The organism is Vallitalea guaymasensis (assembly GCF_018141425.1).
Taxonomy (GTDB): domain Bacteria; phylum Bacillota; class Clostridia; order Lachnospirales; family Vallitaleaceae; genus Vallitalea; species Vallitalea guaymasensis.
In genome coordinates this window covers 2355005-2371861 of record NZ_CP058561.1, presented here as the reverse complement: position 1 = coordinate 2371861, position 16857 = coordinate 2355005, and the positions used below count along the sequence as shown (strand labels likewise).

General features: G+C 31.6%; 16 protein-coding genes. 12 read left to right on the top strand and 4 right to left on the bottom strand.

What is annotated here, in order from left to right; genetic code table 11:
• Window positions 1–199 precede the first annotated feature (199 nt).
• The 4 genes from HYG85_RS10465 to HYG85_RS10450 are packed head-to-tail and all read left to right on the top strand — an operon-like array spanning window position 200 to window position 4074.
• Complete coding sequence (locus HYG85_RS10465; RefSeq protein ID WP_212693414.1) at window positions 200–1249, top strand: glycosyltransferase family protein; 1050 nt, start codon at window positions 200–202, stop codon at window positions 1247–1249.
• Between the two features lie 15 nt (window positions 1250–1264).
• Entirely contained in the window at window positions 1265–2026 is a 762-nt protein-coding gene (locus HYG85_RS10460) for an NAD-dependent epimerase/dehydratase family protein (RefSeq protein ID WP_212693413.1), read from the top strand.
• A gap of 51 nt (window positions 2027–2077) precedes the next feature.
• A complete protein-coding gene (locus HYG85_RS10455) occupies window positions 2078–3199 on the top strand; it encodes an FAD-dependent oxidoreductase (protein ID WP_244971309.1) in 1122 nt (373 codons plus the stop codon).
• Window positions 3196–4074 (top strand): hypothetical protein, encoded by an 879-nt coding sequence (locus HYG85_RS10450; protein WP_212693412.1) that lies wholly within the window; start codon window positions 3196–3198, stop codon window positions 4072–4074. Before HYG85_RS10455 ends, HYG85_RS10450 begins: the two co-directional genes overlap by 4 nt.
• 86 nt (window positions 4075–4160) lie before the next feature.
• On the opposite strand, the gene HYG85_RS10445 is transcribed toward HYG85_RS10450, so the two are convergent.
• The 3 genes from HYG85_RS10445 to HYG85_RS10435 all read right to left on the bottom strand — a co-directional run bounded on the left by HYG85_RS10445 (window position 4161) and on the right by HYG85_RS10435 (window position 8402).
• Window positions 4161–5978, bottom strand: coding sequence for an NADH-dependent [FeFe] hydrogenase, group A6 (locus tag HYG85_RS10445; RefSeq protein ID WP_212693411.1), 1818 nt, complete (start codon window positions 5976–5978; stop codon window positions 4161–4163).
• A gap of 20 nt (window positions 5979–5998) precedes the next feature.
• Window positions 5999–7792, bottom strand: coding sequence for an NADH-quinone oxidoreductase subunit NuoF (locus tag HYG85_RS10440; RefSeq protein ID WP_334300188.1), 1794 nt, complete (start codon window positions 7790–7792; stop codon window positions 5999–6001).
• 118 nt (window positions 7793–7910) lie between these two features.
• Window positions 7911–8402 (bottom strand): NADH-quinone oxidoreductase subunit NuoE family protein, encoded by a 492-nt coding sequence (locus HYG85_RS10435; RefSeq protein WP_113672911.1) that lies wholly within the window; start codon window positions 8400–8402, stop codon window positions 7911–7913.
• A 582-nt stretch (window positions 8403–8984) separates the two neighbouring features.
• On the opposite strand from HYG85_RS10435, the gene trmB reads away from it, so the two are divergent.
• The 4 genes from trmB (at window position 8985) to HYG85_RS10415 (ending at window position 11179) form a co-directional block, all read left to right on the top strand.
• Complete coding sequence (gene trmB, locus HYG85_RS10430; protein WP_113672910.1) at window positions 8985–9629, top strand: tRNA (guanosine(46)-N7)-methyltransferase TrmB; 645 nt, start codon at window positions 8985–8987, stop codon at window positions 9627–9629.
• Window positions 9630–9655: 26 nt separating this feature from the next.
• Window positions 9656–10237, top strand: coding sequence for an amino acid kinase family protein (locus HYG85_RS10425; RefSeq protein ID WP_113672909.1), 582 nt, complete (start codon window positions 9656–9658; stop codon window positions 10235–10237).
• Between the two features lie 83 nt (window positions 10238–10320).
• A complete protein-coding gene (locus HYG85_RS10420) occupies window positions 10321–10914 on the top strand; it encodes a hypothetical protein (protein ID WP_212693409.1) in 594 nt (197 codons plus the stop codon).
• A 112-nt stretch (window positions 10915–11026) separates the two neighbouring features.
• The gene (locus HYG85_RS10415) at window positions 11027–11179 is read left to right on the top strand and encodes a hypothetical protein (RefSeq protein ID WP_193774487.1); all 153 of its coding nucleotides are present in this window, start codon (window positions 11027–11029) and stop codon (window positions 11177–11179) included.
• Window positions 11180–11294: 115 nt separating this feature from the next.
• On the opposite strand, the gene HYG85_RS10410 is transcribed toward HYG85_RS10415, so the two are convergent.
• Window positions 11295–12245 (bottom strand): CPBP family intramembrane glutamic endopeptidase, encoded by a 951-nt coding sequence (locus tag HYG85_RS10410; RefSeq protein ID WP_212693408.1) that lies wholly within the window; start codon window positions 12243–12245, stop codon window positions 11295–11297.
• Window positions 12246–12467: 222 nt separating this feature from the next.
• Between HYG85_RS10410 and HYG85_RS10405 the strand changes: the two genes are divergently transcribed.
• The 4 genes from HYG85_RS10405 (at window position 12468) to HYG85_RS10390 (ending at window position 16847) form a co-directional block, all read left to right on the top strand.
• Entirely contained in the window at window positions 12468–12956 is a 489-nt protein-coding gene (locus HYG85_RS10405; RefSeq protein ID WP_212693407.1) for an RNA polymerase sigma factor, read from the top strand.
• Window positions 12957–12967: 11 nt separating this feature from the next.
• Window positions 12968–13834, top strand: a complete 867-nt coding sequence (locus HYG85_RS10400; protein ID WP_212693406.1) for a DUF3298 and DUF4163 domain-containing protein — start codon at window positions 12968–12970, stop codon at window positions 13832–13834.
• A gap of 368 nt (window positions 13835–14202) precedes the next feature.
• Window positions 14203–14520: a thioredoxin gene (trxA, locus tag HYG85_RS10395; RefSeq protein ID WP_113672904.1), complete on the top strand. Its 318-nt coding sequence runs from the start codon at window positions 14203–14205 to the stop codon at window positions 14518–14520.
• Between the two features lie 335 nt (window positions 14521–14855).
• Window positions 14856–16847 (top strand): hypothetical protein, encoded by a 1992-nt coding sequence (locus HYG85_RS10390; protein ID WP_212693405.1) that lies wholly within the window; start codon window positions 14856–14858, stop codon window positions 16845–16847.
• Window positions 16848–16857: the final 10 nt, after the last annotated feature.

The following is a 16857-nucleotide window of genomic DNA, read 5'->3' as shown; positions in this document are numbered from 1 at the left end:
TAGGCATGCTTGAGGCATGTTTTTTTATACCCTTTTTTAATAATATATTTTGATTAATATACTATAAAGGCTATAAATGGAAGTGTTCATTTACAGCCTTTTTTTGCGTACTTCTATACCATTTATCTATGGATTTTTACCTTCTATCCAAACTTTCCCTTACTGTTTAATTTATATTTTATATACAGAGGTGAGTCAATTGAAAGATGAACATGTAATGAAAATGACAAGGCAAGATGGTAGTAGAAAATATGCTTTTGTCACATTTCTAATGATGAATGACCATTTTCTGCCTGGTATATTAATGCAGGGTAATCAATTGCGAAAAGGTAACTATGGTGCGGATTTGGTATGCCTGGTTACAGAGAATATATCACAAGAGGCAAAAGATATAATAGGAGAGATCTATGATTATGTAGTTGATGTAGAAGAAGTCTTCATACATCATAGAAGGCGTCAAAAACGTCAAGATAGACCTTATTTATTCACAAGATTTCAAGCATTAAGATTAGGTATAGATGGAGATTTGGGGTTTGATTATGAAAAGGTAGTTGTTCTAGATGCTGATGTACTGCCTAGAAAGAATTATAATCAGCTGTTTGCATTGGATACACCAGCAGGAACTGTGAATGAGAGGAAAGGCTATACTATGGAGTATAGCAATGACGGAAAGTATATAATTCCACCAAATGTGAAAACAACAAAAAAGTGGATCTGGCATAGAACCTATGATTCCATGTGCCCTCATGGAGAAAATGTACCTGTGGATATTTGCCATCGTGTCATAGATGATCCGAGTAACATGGGAATAAATAGTTCCTTATGGGTATTGACTCCGTCTATGGATGATTATCATGAGATAATGGAAGATGTTAATAGACCAGAGATAAAAAAGCTCATAGGAGATATTTTCAATTGGCCTGAAATGCAGTATGCAACTATACATTGGGCAGGCAGATGGAAAAATATTGACCTTATCTTCAATGGATTCGGGGGATATCCATCAATTGATATATTGTATGGACTTCATTATGCAGGGTTCAAACCATGGAATTTTAAGGATAAAAAGAAGATTTACCGTTTAGGGAAAAAGAAGGATTTTCTCTATTGGTATAAAACATATATTGAGATGGTGACAAAAGATTATCCTAGTTTTCTGGAATATAAGAAGTTAAAGAATCTATTAGATTGTATCAATGACTTTCTTAGAAGTGAAGGATTGGATTTAGCTAATACCAAGGGTGGATAATGGAGGAGAGTTAAAATGTTAAAAGGATTAATAGGTTATACAGGTTTGGTGGGTAGTAATTTAGATAGGCAGGCATTTTTTCATGAAAAATATAATAGTAAAAACATCGATAGTATAAGAGGCAAGAAATTCGATTTACTTGTATGTGCAGGTATATATGGAACCAAGTGGTATGCTAATAAGTATCCACAAGAGGATAAACTGGCTATTTACAGACTTCTAGACAATCTTGTAACTGTATCCTGTGGATATTTTGTTCTCATATCCACTGTAGATGTGTATAAAAATCCTAATGGGGTAGATGAGGACACAATTATTTCTCTTCATGGTTTACATGACTATGGTAAACATAGATATGAGGTAGAACAGATAGTAAAGGCTAGATTCAGACATCATTCCATTATACGCCTGCCAGCCTTGTTTGGAAGGAACCTGAAGAAAAATTATATATATGATTTAATGAATAATCATTGTTTGGAATGGACGCATAGAGATAGTGTGTATCAATATTATAATCTGGATTTTTTATGGGATGATATTAAGATTGTCATGGATAATCATATCCCACTTATTAATTTCAATTCAGAGCCTATAAAAGCATGGGAAATTGCCAATGAGTGTTTTAATAGAGATTTTACTAATGTGACCAAAAGATTACCAGACATCTATGATGTAAAATCAAAATACTCTAATCTATTTAGTAAAGACAATGATTATATGTATTCAAGACAGAAGGTACTTAAAGATATCATTAATTTTAGTAGTAATAGTGTATAAGTAAAGCAATTATCAAGAAATGAATTGATAAAAGATATTGGGGTGATTAGTATGATTATTGAGGCTGATTATATTATATTAGGTGCTGGTATGTATGGGTTATATGCCAGCAAAGATTTAGTTGATAAAGGAAATAAAGTGGTCATATTAGAACATGATTGTAATAGTTTTCAGAGAGCATCCTATATTAATCAAGCTAGAGTACATAGAGGATATCATTATCCAAGAAGCTATGCTACAGCTATAAAGTCAGCTGATTATTTTAAAAGGTTTTATATGGACTTTGAATTTGCAATCAACAATAGATACAAGAGCATATATGGAATTGCTGAAAATTATTCATTAACTTCCGCTAAGCAATTCAAAAGTTTTTGCAAGAAGGCAGATATACCATGTACAGAAGTGTATACTAACCAATATTTTAAGAAAAACTTGGTTGAACAAGCTTTTTTGACGGAAGAATATGCTTTGGATGCAGGAACGATCAATGAATGGTTTATGGAAAAATTAAATGAGAATAAGAAGTGTAAAATTTGTTATGACATAAGAATAAGAGAGGTATCAATCAAAGGTGGCAAATATGTTATTAGGACAGAAGATGGAAATATATTTATGGCATCTACGGTCATCAATACTACTTATGCAAGTGTAAATCAAATACTTAGACAATTTCAAGCACCACTTTTTAAAATAAGATACGAGATAAGTGAAATCATCATATGCAAGATAAAAGAGAATTATAGTGAACTGGGGTTAACATTGATGGATGGACCATTTTTTTCTATAATGCCTTTTGGCAATGGTAATTATCATTCTCTTACATCTGTTACTTTTACACATCATAAAACATGTAATGAAATATTGCCCCATTTTCCCTGCCAGGAAAGAAACAAAAAATGTACGCTATACAATCTAGAGAATTGTAATTTGTGTGATGAGAGACCAAAGACCTTTTTTCATAGCATGAAACAGTTGGCTAATAAATATCTTGCTATGGATATGAACATTACTTATATAAAATCATTATTTGCTATAAAACCATTATTGGATGTTTCAGAGATGGATGATTCCAGACCTACAGTTATAAAAGTATGGGGAAAAGAACCAAGATTGATTACGGTACTATCAGGTAAAATTAATACAGTGTATGATTTGGAGAAGGTGATTGGATGAAAGCACAAGGGTATTTTTCTGTTGTAATCTATGAAGATAGATGTATGAATGAATTGATTAAGCAGATATATTATGTAGATGAATGTCTAGACAGATTTGTTATGAATTATGAAATTATAGTTGTATTAAAAGCTGATTTTGATGAAAATATGTACAGTAATCTAAGTGAGTTAAATGAACGTATTAAGGGTAATGTCATATTGGTGAGTTTGAGTTATAGCCATAATATTGAGAGTGCTATTATGGCAGGAGTTGACATAAGTATTGGAGATTATATATATGAGATTGAAAGAGGCAGCAATCCATCAACTTATGAAAGTATAGAAAATATGTATATTGAGTTAACTAAACGAAAATGTGATATAGCTTTTTTAAGACCAAGAAATATTGGATTGATGAATAGATTAATGATGAAAATATTAAATAGAAAAGGTAAGGGGAATATTGTTTTAGGCAAGAATCTTGTAAGACTGGTTACTAGAAGAAGTTTGAATGCTGTAGATAGCCAATATGAGAGAGATAATACGAGAAACTTGATGTTCCAGCAATGTGGATTGAAAAATACGAATATCTATTGTAAAACAAAAAGCAAGCAGATTGATAGTAATTTCAATAAAGAATTATCTTATTTAGTTAGATTCAAGAATCTAGGATGTAAGGCAGCATATTTTTTGGGGTGTATATATTTATTAATCTTTCTTGGAGTAATAATATTTGGAGAAATTCAAAAAGAATCTTTTGTGCCGTTATTTTTACTGAGTTTCTCTATATTACTTGCACTCATTGGGATTTTGATTAATCATTTATTATTGTTGTATAGAGAGGTAAAAGGAGCTAAATATTATATTGTACAGGAAGTGAGAAGGTTAAAATAGGGTAAGGATTATCTTAAATCAATAAAAAGTTTGTCCAGTATTATATTTAGTACAAAGGACAAACTTTTTAGCTCTTCATAGTATATCTATTCAACTTTAACTTCTTTCTCAAGATAAGGGTATTTACCTCTTTTAATATATGTTGTATGAAGATATTTTTTTGAAGTATCAGATAGAGGTTCCCCCAAGAATTCATCATATATTTGCTTCATAACAGGGTTTTCATAGGATTTTCTTATCTTGCTGTCTTTATCAATATTATAAAGAGTATCAGCACGATTATGTCTATAGTCCAGGGATATCTTCTTATGGTCTTTACCACCTAAGATAGGTTGACCTCCACCACCTACGCAGCCTCCAGGGCAAGCCATTACTTCCATATAATCAAAGGGTTTTTCACCGCTTAGATGTCTTGTCAAAGCTTTCTTAGCGTTACCTGTACCATGCGCTATTGCAATTCTTAGAGTAGTATCTCCAAAGGTTACTTTACCATATTTTAACCCTTTTTGACCTCTTGCTTCTTCATATTCAGGAACACCTATTTCTTCTCCTGTTATAAAATAATGAGCAGTCCTTACTGCGGCTTCTAATACTCCACCGGTAGCACCAAAAATAGTACCTGCACTACTGAATTGGTTAAAAGGTTCATCATATTCGCTATCAGGTAGGCTGTTGAAATGTATTCCTACTGATCTTATCATTCTGGATAATTCTCTGGTAGTCAATACATAATCAACATTTCTGTAGCCATCTGATGTCATCTCTGGTCGTGCAGCTTCAAATTTTTTGGCAGTACAAGGCATAATAGCTACATTGACTATACTATCAGGGTCAATGTTATATTTCTTGGCATACCAAGTCTTGGTAAGGGCTCCACACATTTCATGAGGGGATTTACAGGTTGACAGGTTATGAAGCATATCAGGATAGAAATGTTCTGCAAACTTGACCCAGGCAGGACAGCAAGAAGATAGGAGAGGCAGTTTTTCAGGATGTTCTGTAACCCTTTCCTTTAATTCGCTTGCTTCCTCCATGATAGTAAGGTCTGCTGTAACATCTGTTGCAAATACTTTATCAAAACCTAATCTTCTAAGTGATGTAACCAGTTTTCCTCTAACCATAGTACCTACAGGCATATTGAAATCTTCTCCTATTGTAACTTGAATAGAAGGAGCTGTCTGAGCTATGACATGTTTGGTAGGGTCATTTAGAACTTTCCATACATCATCAATGTCTTCTCTGGCTGTTAGAGAACCTGTAGGACAGGCAATAATACATTGACCACAAGTGATGCAAGTAACTTCACTGAGATCTTTTTTGAAGCTAGGTGCTATAACAGTATTAAGCCCACGATTTAATGGAGAGTAGACATTACATTCTTGTATCTTATTGCATATCGCCATACATCTTCTGCAATTTATGCATTTATTATAATCTCTTTGAATAAAAACGTTATCGTTATGGAAACCGTAATCAGGCATCTCACCAGTATAAGGGATATTTCTGATACCTAAGCTGTCTGCAACATTCTGTAATTCACAGTTTAGGTTCCTTATACATGTCAAACATTCTCTATGGTGATTGGATAATAGCAAAGTTACAGCAGTCCTTCTTGCATCTCTAACTTTTTTTGTATTGGTTTTAACCTTTAGTCCATCCCTGACGGGATATACACATGAAGGCTGTAATGCCCTGATACCTTCTATTTCCACAACGCATACACGACAGGCTCCAATTTCATTTATATCTTTTAGATAGCATAAACTAGGAATTTCAATATTGACTAGCCTTGCAGCTTCTAGGACAGACATTCCCATTGGGACTTTATAAGGGTTTCCATCAAAATATATAGTAACAAGTTTTTCTTTCAATTCTTGTTCATCTTTTTCTCGTATATTTTCCACTTTTTTAGCTCCTTTCCGGGTTATCGTTTATAAATGGCATCAACAGGACATTTCGGTATACAAGCTCCACATTTGATACAAATATCTTGATGTATATGGTAAGGGGGCTTCTTACGTTCACCTGTTATAGCATCTACAGGACAGACTTTTGCACATATTCCACAAGCAATACATTTATCATCAGAAATGACTACTCTAAGAAGGGAATTACAAACTCCTGAAGGACAACGTTTTTCTTCTATATGAGCGATATATTCGTCTTCAAAATAATTAAGTGAGCTTAGTATGGGATTAGGAGCAGTTTGTCCAAGTCCACACAAGGAGCCATTTTGTATATTGATGCTTAAGTCTTTTAATATATCAATATCTTCCATACTGCCTTTGCCTTCTGTTATTCGTTCTAATATCTCAAGAAGCCTTTTGGTTCCTATTCTACATGGTACACATTTTCCACAGGATTCATCAGTAGCGAATTCCAGATAGAATCTGGCTATATCTACCATACAATCTGATTCATCCATGACAATCATTCCACCAGAACCCATCATTGAACCTATATCAGTTAAGGATTTAAAATCTATTTTAGTATCAAGATGAGATTCGGGGATACATCCTCCAGACGGACCTCCTGTCTGTACTGCTTTGAATTTCTTGCCACCAGGGATACCACCGCCAATATCGTAAACAATAGTTCTTAATGTAGTTCCCATAGGTACTTCAATAAGACCTGTATTATTAATCTGACCAGCAAGTGCGAATACCTTAGTTCCTGTACTATCTTCTGTTCCGATACTGCTATACCAATCAGCGCCTTTTAACAGGATTATTGGTATATTGGCGTAGGTTTCTACGTTATTGTTAAGGGTAGGATATTCCCACAATCCCACTTCTGCTGGAAATGGAGGTCTTGGTCTAGGTTCGCCCCTGAATCCCATAATAGAAGATATAAGAGCTGTTTCTTCACCACATACAAAAGCTCCTGCACCTAATCTGATGTCAAGGTCAAATTGAAAGCCAGTTCCTAATATATTATCACCTAATAGACCAACCTCTTTTGCTTGTTCAAGAGCTATTGACAGGCGTTCTACAGCAATAGGATATTCAGCTCTGACATAGATAAAACCTTGGTTAGCTCCGATGCAGTAACCAGCTACTAACATAGCTTCTATAATACTATGGGGGTCACCTTCAAGAATCGAACGGTCCATGAATGCACCAGGGTCACCTTCGTCAGCATTGCAAACAACATATTTTTTATCATTCTTGTAGGCACGAGCAAATTCCCACTTTTTACCTGTGGGGAAGCCGCCGCCGCCTCTTCCTCTTAGACCTGATTTCTTAACTGTTTCAATAATTTTATCAGGTTCAGGTTTATTATTAAGAATATCCCCTATGGCTTTATAACCATCCATTGCAATATATTCATAGATGTTTTCCGGGTCGATGATACCGCAGTTGCGAAGAGCTATTCTCTGTTGATGATTGAAAAAATCCAGGTCATCAATTCTTTCCTGTACTTTATCTGTAGAAGGACTCTTATATAACAGTCTTTCAACTACTTTATTATTTTCTATATGTTCTTCAAGGATATTATCTACATCTTCTGGTCTTACACGGCAATAGAAAGTACGGTCAGGATGTACTACTATGATTGGACCTAGCTTACAGAAGCCGAAACATCCTGTTTTGAATACTTTTACTTTATCTCCTAAGTGACGTTTCTTAATTTCTCTTTCCAATTTTTTTAATATCACCTGACTGTCAGAAGCTGTACAACCAGTACCAGAGCATACTAATATATGATGTTTATTGATTTCTTTATCAACTGAGGTTTCTTTTAGTCTGATAGAAAGTTTTTCATATTGTTCTTTTTGAAGTTTATCAAGTTCTGAAATTGAACCAATAGGTTTGAAGTCCATAAGCTCATCTCCTTTATGAGTTTTTTGTGTATTTATGGATTATTGAAGGTATATCTGAGGGAGATAGACGCCCATATACATCATCATTGATGGTTATTACTGGAGCTAGTCCACATGCACCGATACATCTAGTCGCTTTTAATGTGAACATTTTATTGTGTGTTGTTTCACCAACATCCAAGCCTAATTCTTCTTTTATTGCTTCCAAGATATCAGAGGCACCTTTTACATAGCAGGCTGTACCTAGACAAACACCTATAGTATATTTTCCAGTTGGTTCTTGTGAAAAAAGAGAATAGAAGCTTACAACTCCATTAATAGTAGATATGGGAATATCCATTTTTTCTGATATATATGATTGGACCTTGATGGGAAGGTATCCAAAGATGTCTTGAGCTTTTTTTAAAATATAGATCAACATACCATTTTTATCTTTGTATTTTAAAATGATCTCATCAAGTTTTTGATAATTCTCTATTTCATTTTTATCAATTGTTATTTCCATTAATTTGCCTCCTTGATATATTTTGAGTTATTTCACAAATTTATAATTTATCTTAATGTTAGGCTATACAAATAAATGGAATTTTATTCTTGTTTTGAATGATATTATGTCTTGTATATAATTTAAGTTATTCTTATATTTTGAGAAGAATAATTATCAATATAGGACTAAATTCTTATAGTAATATTTGGAACATATGTATTATTATGACATTAATTTGTAATATTACTACCTTAATATAAAATTGCAATTATTCCCTAAAAGCTTGATTTATAGGCATATAACTAACTTTTTAATGAAATAAATTGTTTGTAATAGGATATTAACTTTACATATAATAGTAATATTAAATTCACAATTTGGACATATTTATATGATAGGATAATTATGTAGAAACTACCCCCCCTTTTATTTATATATAAAAACTTTTAACCTATCCATTGGGATAGGTTTTTTTTGCATATGTTTAATTGACAAATCTTAAAACATAAACCATAATAATTATAAAATGATTAACAGGTCATTCTTACTTTTTTAGATTATATTCAATATAGATTTTAACAATATTTAAGGAGCATATTTATGAGATTAAGAAATGTTAAAGGTTCAGATGAAAAAGTATCAGAGCATTCAAGAATAATAGAGAATGAAAAGGATTATAAAGGAAAATGGAATGAAAAATTTGGGAATGACAATCCTATACATATAGAAATTGGAATGGGTAAAGGTAAATTTATAACAACCTTGGCTAAGAATAACCCTAATATCAATTATATTGGGTTCGAAAAATTTACGAAAGTTTTAGTAAGAGCTCTTGATAACCTAGATGAAGAAGAGCTCTATAATGTATATGCAATAAGAATGGATGTTGAACAAATACTTGATGTATTTGAAGAGGGAGAAATAGAAAGAATCTATCTTAACTTCTCTGATCCATGGCCAAAAGATAGACATGCCAAAAGGAGACTTACACACCATGATTTCTTGGAAAGATATGAAAAAGTTTTATCGCCTAATGGCAGGATCTGTTTCAAGACAGATAATAAACACCTATTTGAATTCTCTTTAGAAGAGATTGAAAAACATGGTTGGAAAACAGAAAAGGTCACTAGGGATTTGCATAACAGTGATTATGTTGAAGGTAATACCATGACTGAATATGAAGAAAAATTTGTTAGTCTTGGTATGCCTATTTGTAGATTGGAGGCATTCAAAGAAAAAATCTAAGGGTTAAAAAAAGGAGGAGGTTCTTTATGAAAACTAAAATCAAAATCAAAAAAGATGAAAAACTAGGTAGAACATTTATTGATTTCTTCAAATTAAAAGATAAGTATAAGAAAGATTTCAGGTTTGATGTATTAAATACTTTGATAAAAGATCAACAGCTATTTGTTACGATTAATACCAATCTATGTTGTGCAGTAGATAATAGTGTACCAATGGACAACATAAAAATAATTGAAAAATATATTAAGGATAAGGGTTATAGCAACATTGTGGTACCTATAGAAAATACTAATAAAAAATCTGTTTTTGGAGTAATGCTAGGTGCAAAGAACAAGAATTCATCTTATAAACTAGGTTTCATATTGCCAAAAAATAACTTTGACAGAGAATTGTATGATAAGTTATTCAACATCTATGATATGGAAATTGGTGTAGGATTAGTGAAAGATGAAGATGAAACCTTAGAAGATTTTAGAAAAGGTTACTTTGATACACTCTTCAACAATGAATATTTACAGAATAATATATTTGTAGGTATTATGTTTGATAAGATAATAACTGACTTGGAAGTAGATGAAGATGAAATTAATAATTTAGTGAAAATATAAAAAATATGTATATTTTGAAGTATTTCACATACCTTTAATATGAGAAAACTAATATAAGAATACCTTAAAGAAGAGGTGAACTCATGTTAGAGGATGGCAATAGCAGGTCAACGTTCATTGGTAAAATAATAGAAATAAAAAATGATGACGAATTTGTTGTTGAAACTTTAGATAAGAAAAATTATATTATCGTAGATATAACAGAAGATGTTATGTTTGAAGATGGAGTATCTAGAGATTTCTTGATAGGCAATATAGTTATGTTTGAAACAATAAAGTCTTTTAGGGTTACTGATTATCCCCTGCAGCATAATGTTATAAGAATCATCGCTAATGATAAAGATGAAATTATATCTGTAGATAGCAGAGAAACATTAAGTGGATATCTGGGGGTATTTCCAGATGTAGTTCTAGATATAGATAATAGGGAAACAACAGTCAAGGAAAAAAATATTGTTGCTATTACATTACAAGAAACAGATGCAAGCTATGAATATGAAAAGGAAACAGAATCGGTAATATTAATCAGTGAATCAAAACAACAACAAGAACAATATATAGAGCACTACTGGGCATTTGCAGCAATAGACAAGGGTGTAAGTGAAATCGCCTTTAATGTATTGGATAGTGAGAAAACCGGTGATGAAAAGATTAATTTTATAATTAACATTAAGTAGTAGAAGAATAATTAATAGGAAAAGTCCCTTAACTACCAGATTCTCATATAATATTATAGAATAATATTTTATATTATTAAAGGATAAGCGCTTTAATAATACAGGAGAATGTATGAAGTTTTCTGATAAAGTCAAATATAAGTATCGGCAACAAAGTTATGGGAAGAAAAACAAGAAAAAGCAACAGTTCAATATTACAAAAAGCCTAGATGATATGGAAAATTATCTGGAAAAATTATTAGGGAAATATACTAAGAAGAAATAAAAATTGGGGATGTAGGGTAATACATTTTTGAACATTATAAAATGTATTACCCTACATCCCCGTCTTATTGTAATAAGTATGTAATTCATTTTGAATTAATACATTCCATTAACTTCTAAAGTACGAGAATCTCTTTTATAATTACATGAGCAATAAAAATAATTATTGATGAAATTAGATAAACATCAAATATTTTATCTTTACTTTTTATAGGTTCTATTACTTCAGCAGGGGCTTTAACAAAGAGGTATTCCTTTTTATTATGTTTGACAGCTGCATAAAACAATAGAAATACTAGTGGTAATGTAATAAAAGTAAGTATAAGTGGTATAGGCAATAAAGAAATAATTGCATCCTTACTTACTGTTTCTTGCGCAATCAAGTCATAATCAATTGAGTTTCCAAATATCTCTTGCAGGAATAATGCTAATTTGGCAATAACCATTTGTAAACCATTAATCAAAAAGTGTATGAGCATACTAGAAAATATAGAGCCTGTTATCTTCACTAGTATGAATAATATGGCACCCATGACAAATGCATAAGAAAATTGATTTGCATTCATATGGAGCATACCAAAGGATAGACCACTTACTAGAGCTGCTTTAAAAATATTCACGTTTTTATAATTGGTTAGAAGTATTCCTCTAGTAACTATTTCTTCATTGATTGCAGGTAGTACTGCAACTAATATGAGTAGCAGCCATAATGGAAATTCTGCTAATGTAAAAATAGTGCCTGATATCTTATTTTCAAAAAATATTTGTGATACTAGATTAATAAGACTTAATAGAGGTTGTATCAATAATCCAATTCCTATCGCTAATAGAACATTGATGATATCAAGTTTATTGAACAACAATGTTTTTTTAACAGGTTGTCTTGTAATCATGAAGTATAGAATAACTGGAATTACAATGAAACCAAGCTGAGGTATTAATATAGAACTAATAGAAGTCAGCTTAAGATTGAAATGCAATGCTAGATATCCAATGATTTCAGGAACCAGTGTCATTATTAGTATAAGTATCAATATGAATATATTACCACGTTTTGCAGAGTTCATAGGTATCGACCCTTTCTATATAAATATTGTTTTAAATGTCTTATTTTTACCATTTTAATTATTAGAAATATAAAGTATACTAATTGCTGAGTTTAACTTTAGTTAAAAATGAACCTTAACCTAATATAGCATATGAAAAAAATATATTCAACTTTTTTCAAATAATATCAACTTTTTATATATTTCAAACGTCTTATCAATGTAAGGAGGTAAAAAAAACTAATGTCGACATTTAACAATTATAATTACAACAAGCTTGTTGAGTTTATTAAGATTCATCAAGAAGATTTTTATAGATTAGCTTACAGCCATGTACATAATAGAGAATCGGCACTTGACATTGTCCAAGATTCTATTTACAAGGGCCTTACATCCGTACATAAATTAAAAAATATAGATAAATTGAAAACATGGATGTTTTCTATAATAGTCAACACATCCATAAGTTACTTAAGAAAGAACAAAAGACTTATTATAACAAATGATTTCCCCGAATCAATTGAGAGAGAGAATATTGATATTGCCGATAGAATAGATCTCTATCATGCCATTGAAAAACTTGATGTCAAATATAGGACCATTATTGTATTACGGTATTTTGAAGACATGAAGATTGAGGAGGTTGCTGATATAACAGGTTTAAATATTAATACTGTTAAATCAAGATTATATAATGGAATAGATAAACTCAAGGTAATATTAGATAAGTGAGGTGCCATTTAATGGAGGATAAATTAAATAATATCAAACGAGAGTATAAGAATATAATTATTCCAAAGGAGTTAGATCAAATGGTTGATAAAACAATCCAAAAAGCTGATAAAGATGTAAGAAATCCAAAAATAAGATTCGGTAGAGGGTTAAAAGTGGCAGTTGCCGCTCTTGCAGTATGTAGTATGTTTGTACTTGCAATTAATACAAATGAATCTTTGGCTAAGTCAATAGCCAATGTACCTGTTTTAGGTAAAGTTGCGGAGGTATTGACTTTTGTAGACTATGAACGTGAGACTGATACCATAACAGAAAATGTGACAATACCAGAAGTGGATGGTCTTAATGACAAAGATATACAAGATAAGATTAATAAAGAAATACAAGCTAAGATGGATGAGCAAATCAAGGAAGCTGAAATAAGAGCAGAAGAATATAAAGAAGCATATTTTGCAACAGGCGGTACAGAAGAAAATTATAATCCAATTGAATTCAAACTTGATTATGAGAAAAAATACTCTGATGATTCCATTTTATCATTTATAATTTATCATCATGAAACTTTAGCTCCAGCTTATGCTGAAACATATTACTATAACATTGACTTGAATACCAATGAAGAACTTACATTAGAAGATGTTCTAGGTGAGGATTACATTAATAGAGCAAATGAAAGTGTTAGAAAACAAATTGAAGAATTGAAAGCTAATCCTAGTGAAGACCGTCATTATGGTTTCTTTGAGGGAGAAGCAGGATTTACAAGTATTAGTGAAGATCAAGGTTTCTATATCAACAGTGATAAAAAAGTAGTTGTTGTATTTAATAAATATGAGATTGCAGATGGTGCAACTGGTCCACTAGAATTTGTAATAGAATAATTAATCAAATAAACTATATATAAATTAGATGATTTCTGTATAATGCAGAAGTCATCTTTTTTATAATAACCAAATTATTGAAATTAATGGTATAAAGTGGTATATTTAAATTGATATATACACATTATATATTATAGCTGAATAAATATTATAAAGAGTATTCTATATTTAACTTAGATATAGTATTATGTTAAATAATATTGGAGTCTTTGCATATGATAGAACAAGGGATACTGTTATTTGATTCAGGGATAATAAATAATAAAATAATATCAAAAACTTTAAAAATGTATTGACATATATCACTATATTAGAATATAATGATATTATAATTAATACAAATATAATTTAATAAGGAGGTTTTAATTATGGCACTAGCATTTACAGATCTTAATTTTGAAGCAGAGGTTCTTAACTCAGATATACCAGTATTAGTTGACTTTTACGCAGATTGGTGTGGACCATGTAAGATGATGGCACCTGTTATAGATGAATTGGCAAAAAAATATGAAGGAAAAGCTAAAATAGGAAAATTGAATGTTGATCAAAACGGTGAAACAGCTCAAAAATATAGAGTAATGAGTATTCCTACAATGTTATTAATCAAAAATGGTCAAGTTGTAGACACTGTAGTGGGAGCAGTTCCAAAACAACAATTGGAATCAAAAATTGAATCAGCTATGTAGAGTAAGATAAGGAAGTCTATTTATCATATAAAGGTAAATAGGCTTTATTTTTTTATCAAAAATTAATAATTGTAATTTTAATGGTGTAAAATATACAAGCCAAAATAGTACAAGTAATAACAAGATAGACTAATTCAAAATACAATAAAAAAATGTATAATGATACAAGAGTGTTTATATATATTTTTATCTACTTAAGTCTTACTTAATATTTTTCTACTTATATCTATATCTAATCATTTAATATTACCCAATGAATAACTAAAATCAATGGAGGTGGTTACCACAATTAGAGGTGAGGCACAAATCTATATATATGTATAAGGAGGAGAAAAATGTTTTTAAAAAGATATTTCAAGACTTTTTCAATATTGTTATGCATTACTTTAATCTTGGCAGTTACAATTATACCTACAAGCGCAGCAGGGACAGGGGTTCCTGTAAAACCGTCATTAAGCCATAATCAATGGTCAGGAGATATTGATGGTGATTATGATTTGACTTGGAACATATGGTATGGAAACAATGGGACAAGTTGGAAGCTATTCGAGAAGATCGGGGCAGGCAATTATCAAGAAATACATAGTGGTACTTTAATTGATGATACACCTAATCCTCAAAGTGAGACCTTTCAAGTAAAAGGAAGAACAATTGAAGGGACATATAAATATTATATTGAGCTGACTAATTCATATGGAACTACAGCTAGTGACGAGATTTCTGTTGTAGTGGGGAATGCAACTGGCAACATAATAATAAACGGTATAGATACCCAAAAAGTGGTCTATCAGTTTACTCAGGCTCAAGGAATGAATGATTATACTCTAAGTTTTAATGGAGTCGCTAATCCTGTTTTTACTGTTATTACGAATAATAGTTCAGTAGTTGATTGTTCAATAGTAAATAATAATACTCTTAAGATTAATGGTAAAAAAGCTGGACGAGCTTCTATTAAACTAAAAGAAAGCACTACAGGGGAAGAGAGATATGTTGGAATAAGAATCAAAAATGCTGATGGAAGTATTCCAGGTATGCCTAATTATCTTTCTATAGGCTCTGTAAGTGAAGATAAACAGGGAGATCTTGATTTCTGGAGGGATTTCCACACTGATGACAAGAATAAGAGGATGGACATAAGATATATCTATATTAATGGCGGTCCAATAAATGGATGGCGTACTTGGACTAATGTTGATGGTGGACGAGCTAAGAACTTTATTATTGAAAGCAGAAAATTAGGTATAATCCCATTCTTCGTATACTATAACATTCCTGACAGTGGAGAAAGCTATAGTCTGGATTTAGCTCATATTCAAGATTCAACATATATGGATGCCTATTATAAGGATTTAAAATTCTTTTTAGACATATGTAAGGAGTATGCAGAAGATGATACAGTAGGTATAGTGTTTGAACCAGATTTTCTTGGTTATATGATGCAGCAATCAGGTAAACAGCCAAATGAGATAACAGCGTTAGTAAGTGCAGCATATAGCAGTGGTGTATTGACCAGTGGTGTAGACCCAGATTTTCCTAATACTGTTGAAGGATTAGTCAAATCGGTGAACTATATTGTAAGCAAATACTATCCACAAGCTTATTATGGATGGCAATTCAATCTATGGGCCTATGATGGACATGATGTTCCTAACAATGGTATTTTACATAAAACAGAGACAATGGGGGTAACTGATGGATTGAACTTCATTAGAAGTAAAGCTCAGCTTATTACAGATTATTATGTTAGTGCAGGTGTAAAATCATATGGAGCGAATTTTGTTTCAATAGATAAATATGGACTGGATGGTGGTGGAGTAACACCTCAAGCCGCTGCCGATCCTGCAGGTTCCACTTGGTTCTGGAATAGTGATATATGGAATAATTATCTTGAGTTTGTAAAAGTCATGAATACAAGTTCTAATCTTCCTGTTATATTATGGCAGATACCAGTAGGGCATATCAATACAAGTCAAGCATCTAACCCATATAATAATGGTCTTTTCCCTGACTTGAATGGAACTTCTACAAAATATGAAGATTCTGCACCAGTGTATTTCCTTGGAGATATATTCAAACCAGGTTCTACAGAGCGATTTAATTATTTCAAGCTTAACGCACATAATGATAATAAAATAACAGATAATGGAACTGATACTATAACATGGGCACATCATATGGACAAAGCAAAAGAATCTGGAGTCATTTCAATACTATTCGGTGCTGGAGTCAATAGCAGTACTGATGGAGTTGGTTCACCTCCAACTGATGATTATTGGTGGATTACCAAGGTTCAAAGATATTTTGATAATCCTATTTTGCTTAATTGATAAAAGAAGA